At 61.7% G+C, this 7,133-nt stretch carries 9 protein-coding genes; 3 read left to right on the top strand and 6 right to left on the bottom strand.

Annotation, left to right across the window (positions count from 1 at the left end; all coding sequences use genetic code 11):
• Positions 1–112, bottom strand: a 112-nt coding sequence (locus ACQZ6J_RS23185) for a thiolase family protein (protein ID WP_449085772.1), incomplete at its 3' end; no start/stop codon positions are given.
• A gap of 241 nt (positions 113–353) precedes the next feature.
• On the opposite strand from ACQZ6J_RS23185, the gene phaR reads away from it, so the two are divergent.
• Positions 354–926: a polyhydroxyalkanoate synthesis repressor PhaR gene (phaR, locus tag ACQZ6J_RS23180; RefSeq protein WP_163987247.1), complete on the top strand. Its 573-nt coding sequence runs from the start codon at positions 354–356 to the stop codon at positions 924–926.
• 339 nt (positions 927–1,265) lie between these two features.
• On the opposite strand, the gene rpmF is transcribed toward phaR, so the two are convergent.
• The 4 genes from rpmF to mtgA form a co-directional block, all read right to left on the bottom strand.
• Entirely contained in the window at positions 1,266–1,451 is a 186-nt protein-coding gene (gene rpmF, locus ACQZ6J_RS23175; protein ID WP_006724402.1) for a 50S ribosomal protein L32, read from the bottom strand.
• 178 nt (positions 1,452–1,629) lie between these two features.
• A complete protein-coding gene (locus ACQZ6J_RS23170) occupies positions 1,630–2,277 on the bottom strand; it encodes a glutathione S-transferase family protein (protein ID WP_449085762.1) in 648 nt (215 codons plus the stop codon).
• Between the two features lie 18 nt (positions 2,278–2,295).
• Complete coding sequence (locus ACQZ6J_RS23165; protein WP_449085761.1) at positions 2,296–3,018, bottom strand: DUF1868 domain-containing protein; 723 nt, start codon at positions 3,016–3,018, stop codon at positions 2,296–2,298.
• Positions 3,019–3,114: 96 nt separating this feature from the next.
• Positions 3,115–3,939 (bottom strand): monofunctional biosynthetic peptidoglycan transglycosylase, encoded by an 825-nt coding sequence (gene mtgA, locus ACQZ6J_RS23160; protein ID WP_449085760.1) that lies wholly within the window; start codon positions 3,937–3,939, stop codon positions 3,115–3,117.
• A 100-nt stretch (positions 3,940–4,039) separates the two neighbouring features.
• Here mtgA and ACQZ6J_RS23155 point away from each other — a divergent pair, with 100 nt between their 5' ends.
• Together ACQZ6J_RS23155 and ACQZ6J_RS23150 are read left to right on the top strand one after the other, a co-directional pair.
• Positions 4,040–4,954 carry a polyprenyl synthetase family protein gene (locus tag ACQZ6J_RS23155; RefSeq protein WP_449085759.1) on the top strand — a complete coding sequence of 305 codons (915 nt, stop codon included), beginning with the start codon at positions 4,040–4,042 and terminating at the stop codon, positions 4,952–4,954.
• Between the two features lie 249 nt (positions 4,955–5,203).
• Entirely contained in the window at positions 5,204–5,845 is a 642-nt protein-coding gene (locus tag ACQZ6J_RS23150) for a LysE family translocator (protein WP_449085758.1), read from the top strand.
• A 19-nt stretch (positions 5,846–5,864) separates the two neighbouring features.
• On the opposite strand, the gene ispG is transcribed toward ACQZ6J_RS23150, so the two are convergent.
• Positions 5,865–7,118 (bottom strand): flavodoxin-dependent (E)-4-hydroxy-3-methylbut-2-enyl-diphosphate synthase, encoded by a 1,254-nt coding sequence (ispG, locus tag ACQZ6J_RS23145; protein WP_163987252.1) that lies wholly within the window; start codon positions 7,116–7,118, stop codon positions 5,865–5,867.
• Between the last annotated feature and the right edge of the window lie 15 nt (positions 7,119–7,133).

Genomic DNA, 7,133 nt, shown 5'->3' with positions numbered 1-7,133 from the left:
CCTTGATGGCGGTAGCGCCAAGCTCATGAGCCGGAACAGTCGCAAAGGCCCCGTTGAAGGAGCCGACCGCCGTACGGGCGGCGCTGGCGACGACGATGGATGGATTGCTCATGGATGCCTCCTCACAAGATGAACATGTATATGAGGCGAAACTGTCAAAGCTTTGCGTCCGAGTCAAACAGCAAGAATTCCCGGAGCATAGATTTCACAAGGCTGTCACCGCCTTCAAAAAAATCCAATCAAAGGAAAGGGCTTGCCGCATCGCACAAAGCGATTGTCACCAAGCTTCTTTTGCGTCTACACTCCGAGGTGGAGGAGTTTCCATACAATCAGACGGGGCCAGGAGACTGATAATGGCAAAGAATGAGGGCCAGATCGTAATCAAGAAATACGCCAATCGCCGCCTATACAACACTGGCACCAGCACCTACGTGACGCTGGACGACCTGGCGGAGATGGTCAAGAAGGGTGAGGAGTTTACCGTCCAGGACGCCAAGAGCGGTGAGGATATTACGCATTCTGTCCTGACGCAGATCATTTTCGAACAGGAATCGAAGACCGGCAACACGTTGCTGCCGATTTCATTCCTGCGGCAGCTCATCGGCTATTACGGCGACCAGATGCAGATGGTCGTGCCGAGCTTCCTTGAACACTCGATGCGTTCTTTCACGGAACAACAGACCCAGATGCGCGAGCAGATCAATCGCGCCTTCGGCGAAACGCCTCTCGGCAAGAACCTGCAGTTGCCCATGCAGATGGTCGAGGAACAGGTCCGCCGCAATACGGAAATGTTCCAGCAGGCGATGCAGATGTTCTCGCCCTTCATGAAGCCGCCGGTCAAGGAAGGCCGCAAGGCCGAGGCAAAGGATATCGACGAGCTGAAGGAACAGCTCCGCGCCATGCAGAGCAAACTGGACAGCCTTTGATGCAAGGCAATGTGCTTGTGAATTCGTGGAGAGTTTTCACCCGCCTCTGTCACTAACGTGACATCTCCCCCACAAGGGGGAGATTGTTAATCTCGCAGACTCCTCCCACCTCAAGCGAATATCCAATCCGCGGAAACCGCGGTCTATCGCTTAGGCGATAATGGCCGGCATACCCCAACAATCTCCCCTTGCGGGAGAGAGGTCTCGAAAAGGACAGAGAGGGTATCGGCAGCGCGGCACGCAAACAGCTGCTTCCCCCACAAGCACATGTCGATCAAAACGAAAAAAGGCCGGCAAAGCGCCAGCCTTTTTATTCATGCCATCGAGGCAGCGCTAAAATTATGCGCTTTCCTTCGGCGTCAGAACCTGACGGCCGCGATACATGCCGGTCTTCAGGTCGATGTGGTGCGGACGGCGCAGTTCGCCGGAGTTCTTGTCTTCGACGTAGGTCGAAGCCTTCAGGGCGTCAGCAGAGCGGCGCATACCGCGCTTGGACGGGCTCGTTTTTCTCTTCGGTACAGCCATTCTCGTTACTCCATGTACGGACGAAACATATCCACGGCCAGCAAGGCGGCCGAAAAAGACATGCATCAATTTCGGAAATTGGGCCGGCTTATACATGGCTTGCCGGGCTTTGACCAGTCCCTTCCAGCATTTTTTGCCCGTAGCGGCGGATTCCCGAATATTCGACCCCGAACGGTGATCAAGCTTCGTCCTCTCCGACGATCCAGGGTTCGTGCAGCGCGGCATCTTCCCACGCCCTCCAGGCCGGCAGCGCCTTCATGGTCGCCATATATTCCAGCGTGTCGGCCGCAACCGGAATGTCGTATCGCTCCAGACGGCTGACGACAGGCGCAAACATCGCGTCCGCGCCGGAAAACGCGCCGAACAGGAACGGACCGCCGGATCGCGACCGAGCCTCACGCCAGATGGTTTCGATACGCGCCACATCCGCCATGACGTCTTCGGAGAGATCGAGGCGGCGAACCGGGCGGCGCATGTTCATCGGGCAGGCGCTGCGCAGCGCGACGAAACCGGAAAGCATCTCCATGCTATAGGACCGCGCCAGCGCGCGGGCCTGCCGATCGTCGGGCAGAAGCCCGGCATCCGGGAACAGCTCGGCCGCATATTCGATAATGGCGAGCGATTCCCAGACCCTGAAACCGTCATGGACCAGCATCGGCACCCTGCCTGTCGGCGACACTTCGCGAATGCGCGGATTGCCGCCCGGAAAATCGAAGGGGATCAGAACCTCTTCGAAGGCGATGCCGCAACCCGTAAGCGCGATCCATGGCCGAAACGACCAGGAAGAATAATTCTTGTTGCCGATATAGAGGGTCAGCTTGTCCATGACGCGTGTGTTTCCTTTCTACGTTCGGAACTCGAAGACGAAGAGTTCCTCGAAATGGTTCATGTCGTCGAAGGCGCAGAAGGCCGGCGGCCGCAGCTCGAGAACAGGCTGTTCGGCGCGAAGTTCGGCAGCGGCCTCGTCCAGCATTGCCTGCCAGCGCGGCAGGGCCTCGTCGGCCAGCCGCTCGATGGCATAGGCAAACGTGATGTGAAACGGATAGGCCTCATGATCGGGGTGGCGATAGCCGAGAAGATCCGCCAGGGCATTGCGCCACTCGCGCATCGTCCTGCGGTCCGCTTCGGTTACACCGTCGACCAGCAGGCCGCTGGGCCGCGCCTTCGTCACCGCGACCTTGAACGGATCGCGCATCGAAAAGGCCTTGAGGCGCTCCCCCATGATCTCCGTCATCTCGTCGATCGGCGTATCGAGCGCCATGTCCGCGGGCCAGTGGGGTCGCGTGCGGCGATACTCGATGATGCCCTGGAACAATGTCATGTGCAGGCTGGAGATGGGCGTGAAGACGAATTGTCTGGCCTCCGGCATGTCGAGATATTTCTGCCGGGCCGCAACGATGGCGCGCTGGGTCTGCGAACCCTCCGCCACATGGCAGACGATCGTGTTGCCGGGCTCATGCAGGAAGACGCCGGAGTGATCGTAGCGCGTGCCGAAATGGCGCGGCGGCTGCGGATGCAGGCTTTTGGCATACTCGAGCAGTTCTGGGGAGAAGGCGTTGAAATCCATGGAGCAGGTCCGATCTTCGTTGGCAGATCACCCGCCCTTACTTCATGGCCAAGAATGCCAGATGACGATCAGCCGGTCGAACGACAAGTTATGATCTCAGTCATAAAGGCATTTGATGTATGCATCCGCATTCCGGGCGCGGCGCTGAATCAGCGAGGCAAGCTGGCCGAGGCCCCGCCCCGGCTTGCTCGCCACCCGATCGATCGGGTTGGGAAGCGAGACGGCAAGAAGGGCTGCCTGACGGGCCGAAAGTTTGGAGGCCGGCACCTTGAAATGGTAGCGCGCCGCCGCCTCGATGCCGTAGATGCCCGGCCCCCATTCGGCGACATTGAGGTAGATTTCCATCATGCGGCGCTTCGACCAGACAAAGGAGGCGGAAACCGCAAGCGGCAGTTCCAGGGTCTTGCGCACGAAGGAGCGGCTGTTCCAGAGAAACAGGTTCTTCACCGTCTGCATCGGGATCGTGCTGCCGCCGCGCGTGGACTTGCCGTGCAGCGTCTCCTGAACGAGCATCCGCATCTCGCCCCAATCGACGCCGCCGTGGTAGCAGAATTGCCCGTCCTCGGAGACCATCACCGATTTCACCAGCACCGGCGCGATATGGTCGAGCGGAACCCAGCGCCGGTCATAGCCCTGAAAGGTAACGGCATCGCCGATCATCAGCGTCGAGACAGGGTGGATGAACGGCAGCAGATAGACGAAGATGAAGAAATAAGGCAGCAGCAGGACGCCGATCAGCACGAGGACGATGCGTTGCCAGAGCGGCCTTGTCTTGAAGCGCGCAAGCAGGCCGGACCGTCGCGGCACCTCGGCTTCCTCCTCATTGTCCGTCGATATGTCCAATTGCCTGAGGTCCACGATGGCTCCATCCCGGAACGCCTTGGCTGCAACCGGGAAACGCTCTGCTGTTGCATTCGTCATACCGCCTACACGGAGCGATGACCAGAGTGCGGCGTCATTCCCCACGCGGCTGTTGACAATTCTCGTTGCCAGCAACCGCCTCTCATGCCAAACAGCGGCCATGGACAGCACCCATTCCTCATTCGAACAGCGCCTCAGGGACAACGCCGGCAAGATCGAAGCCATGTTGAACCGGCTTCTCGGCGACACCGCCCTCAGCGACGAGATCGCCCGCCCGGCCCGGCTGCTGCACGCCATGCGTCACGGCGTCCTGAACGGCGGCAAGCGGCTGCGCCCTTTCCTCGTCATGGAATCGGCGGCCCTTCTCGGCGGCGATGCGGAAGCGGCCCTTCGGATCGGCGCCGCGCTCGAATGCGTGCATTGCTACTCGCTCGTCCATGACGACCTGCCCGCCATGGACGACGACGACCTGCGCCGTGGCCAGCCGACGGTGCATATCGCCTTCGACTACGCAACGGCGATCCTGGCAGGCGACAGCCTGCTGACCTACGCCTTCGACATCATCGCCGCCCCCGAAACGGAGCTGCCGGCGGACCGGAAAATGGCGCTCGTTCTGGCGCTCGCGCGGGCAGCCGGCATCGGCGGCATGGCCGGCGGCCAGGCCCTCGACCTTGCGGCGGAGAAAGAGACGCCGGACGAAAGCGGCATCACCACGCTGCAGGCGATGAAGACAGGCGCGCTGATCCGCTTTGCCTGCGAGGCCGGCGCCATCGTCGCCGGCGCCCCGACCGAAGACCGAAAGCGCCTTCGAACGTTCGGCGAAAAGATAGGTCTTGCCTTCCAGCTTGCAGACGATCTTCTCGACCTCACCGCCGATGCCGCCACCATGGGCAAGGCAACCGGCAAGGATGCCGCACGCGGCAAGGGCACGCTGGTCGCCCTGCACGGACAGGAATGGGCGGAAACAACGCTCGCAAGGCTGGTGAGCGAAGCGGCAGACCTGCTATCCGTCTATGGCGACAAGGCGACCGTCCTCACGCAAACCGCCCGCTTCGTCGCAAACCGCAAGAACTGACCCCGGTGCATTGGTAGGGCGTTGCCTGACCTCGGGCGAGCCCGAGGCCACCATGCTCGCAGGTTCGGATGCGGCGAAGGCGATCCGGCCGCAATAACGGCTCATCCATTCAGCGACCGAATGTCACCATAACAAGAATCCATGCGTTGCCGGGTGATTTCCGCTGCATTTTGTGACACATTCCCATTCCGAAGTTGGCCCGTAGACGCAGAATTGTTCGCGCCGGCCGACGCTTCGGGAAATCTCTCCATGCACGAAACGCTTGCCTACCTGCCGCAGATCCTGCCGGCCTATATCGCGTACATTGTCGCTGTCGTCAGCCCGGGCCCCGCCATCATGGCGATCATCGGCACATCGATGACCCACGGCCGCAAGGCCGGCATGACCCTCTCGCTTGGGATCTTCGGCGGTTCGCTGACCTGGGCCTTCGCCGCCGCAGCCGGCCTTGCCACGCTGCTGCAAACCTATGCCATGGCGCTGGAGCTGCTGAAGATCTTCGGCGGCATCTACCTGCTCTATCTCGCCTACAAGGCGTTTCGCGCCGTGCGGACCAACGGCGAGATGCCGACCGCGGCCGAAGGGCCGAAAACGCCCGGCTTCAAATCGCTGATCCTGCGCGGCTACGGCATCCACGTCACCAATCCGAAAGCCATCTTCGCCTGGCTCGCCATCATCGCGCTCGGCATGCCGCAGGGCGCGCCGGCTTCCGTGGCGATGCTGATCATCGCCGTCTGCGGCGTGACCGGTTTCGTGGTGTTCATGGGCTATGCGATCCTGTTTTCGACGCCGCATGCGCTGAGGATCTATCGCAATGCCCGCCGTTGGATCGAGGGCGCCATGGCCGGCTTCTACTGCTTCGCCGGCATCAAGCTGCTGACGAGCAATATCTGATCCGGCTCAAGCGGCCGGATCACTCCGCCGCGACGCTCTTCTGGCCGAAGCGCTTCTCGATGTAGTCCGTCACCAGCGCCTCGAAATCGGAGGCGATGTTCGGGCCGCGCAGCGTCATGGCCTTCTGGCCGTCGATGAAGACCGGCGCGGCCGGCGTTTCGCCGGTGCCGGGCAGAGAAATGCCGATATCGGCATGCTTGCTTTCGCCGGGACCGTTGACGATGCAGCCCATGACGGCGACGTTCAGCGCCTCGACGCCCGGATATTTCTCGCGCCAGACCGGCATGTTCTTGCGGATGTCGTTCTGGATGTTCTGCGCCAGTTCCTGGAACACGGTCGACGTCGTCCGGCCGCAGCCGGGACAAGCCGCGACGACCGGAATGAATTGACGGAAGCCCATGACCTGCAGCAGCTCCTGCGCCACCTGCACTTCGCGGGTGCGGTCGCCGTTCGGCTCCGGCGTCAAGGAAACGCGGATGGTGTCACCGATACCGTGCTGCAGCACATAGCCCATGGCGGCCGACGAGGCGACGATGCCCTTGGAGCCCATGCCAGCCTCGGTCAGGCCCAGATGCAGGGCGTGGTCGGAACGCTCCGACAGCATGGAATAGACGGCGATCAGATCCTGCACCTGGCTGACCTTGGCCGACAGGATGATGCGGTTGCGCGGCAGGCCGATGTCTTCGGCGAGATCGGCCGAGATCAGCGCCGACTGCACGATGGTCTCGCGCGTCACCTGCCGGGCCGACAGCGGCGAGCCCTCGGCGGCATTCTTGTCCATCAGCGCGGTCAGGAGATCCTGGTCGAGCGAACCCCAGTTGACGCCGATGCGCACCGGCTTGTCGTAGCGGATCGCCATCTCGATGATCTCGGCGAACTGCTTGTCCTTCTTGTCCTTGAAGCCGACATTGCCGGGATTGATGCGGTATTTCGCCAGCGCCTCGGCGCAGGCCGGATGATCGGCGAGCAGCTTGTGGCCGATATAATGGAAATCGCCGATCAGCGGCACGTCCATGCCGAGCCGCAGCAGACGCTCGCGGATTTTCGGCACGGCGGCAGCGCTCTCGTCGCGATCGACGGTGATGCGCACCAGCTCCGAGCCGGCTTTGAAAAGGGCCGCCACCTGCGCCACGGTCGAATCGATATCGGCGGTGTCGGTGTTGGTCATGGACTGCACGACGACGGGCGCCCCGCCGCCGACGATCACGCCGCCGACATCGACGGCAACGGAGGAACGGCGCGGTTTCGGGTCGAAATCACTGGCTGACGACATGGAAAGCTCTCGCAG

Source organism: Rhizobium sp. A37_96 (assembly GCF_053521765.1).
This window is presented reverse-complemented; position numbering and strand designations above follow the sequence as displayed.

Bases quoted from the DNA above. Each gene is read 5' to 3' on its own strand.
- ACQZ6J_RS23155 (WP_449085759.1), top strand. From the start codon at position 4,040: ATGGACAGCACCCATTCCTCATTCGAACAGCGCCTCAGGGACAACGCC.
- ispG (WP_163987252.1), bottom strand. From the start codon at position 7,118: ATGTCGTCAGCCAGTGATTTCGACCCGAAACCGCGCCGTTCCTCCGTT.
- phaR (WP_163987247.1), top strand. From the start codon at position 354: ATGGCAAAGAATGAGGGCCAGATCGTAATCAAGAAATACGCCAATCGC.
- mtgA (WP_449085760.1), bottom strand. From the start codon at position 3,939: ATGACGAATGCAACAGCAGAGCGTTTCCCGGTTGCAGCCAAGGCGTTC.
- ACQZ6J_RS23170 (WP_449085762.1), bottom strand. From the start codon at position 2,277: ATGGACAAGCTGACCCTCTATATCGGCAACAAGAATTATTCTTCCTGG.
- rpmF (WP_006724402.1), bottom strand. From the start codon at position 1,451: ATGGCTGTACCGAAGAGAAAAACGAGCCCGTCCAAGCGCGGTATGCGC.
- ACQZ6J_RS23165 (WP_449085761.1), bottom strand. From the start codon at position 3,018: ATGGATTTCAACGCCTTCTCCCCAGAACTGCTCGAGTATGCCAAAAGC.
- ACQZ6J_RS23150 (WP_449085758.1), top strand. From the start codon at position 5,204: ATGCACGAAACGCTTGCCTACCTGCCGCAGATCCTGCCGGCCTATATC.